Consider the following 283-nt stretch of genomic DNA (forward strand, 5'->3'; position numbering starts at 1 on the left):
GCGTCAGTCGCGGAATCGATATCGGACTTTGTTTTCTATATATCTCCGAACGGCACCGACTGGACGAAGTTATCGAAACAGGCGACAATCGAAGACAAGCCGATTACGAGCGTCAACTGGACCGACCGTAAATACGCACTGAATGATTTGCCTTCGGGAACGAATGATCTGAAGATCGAGTTTCCGGCCGTCGACGGCGCCTTCTGGAATCCGCAGTTAAGCCGGGTCGAGTTGACGGCGAGCGTGGGCGCGACAACGGACACGAAGTAGATTCCAAGCAAAT

The 283-nt window shown here is 53.0% G+C and carries 1 protein-coding gene; it reads left to right on the plus strand.

The features are described 5' to 3' along the window. Positions 1-270 (plus strand): hypothetical protein (locus AB3351_RS23610; RefSeq protein ID WP_371149553.1); only part of this gene is annotated, 270 nt, incomplete at its 5' end. Positions 271-283: the final 13 nt, after the last annotated feature.

Origin of the sequence: Aneurinibacillus sp. REN35 (genome assembly GCF_041379945.2) — a bacterium.
Taxonomy (GTDB): domain Bacteria; phylum Bacillota; class Bacilli; order Aneurinibacillales; family Aneurinibacillaceae; genus Aneurinibacillus.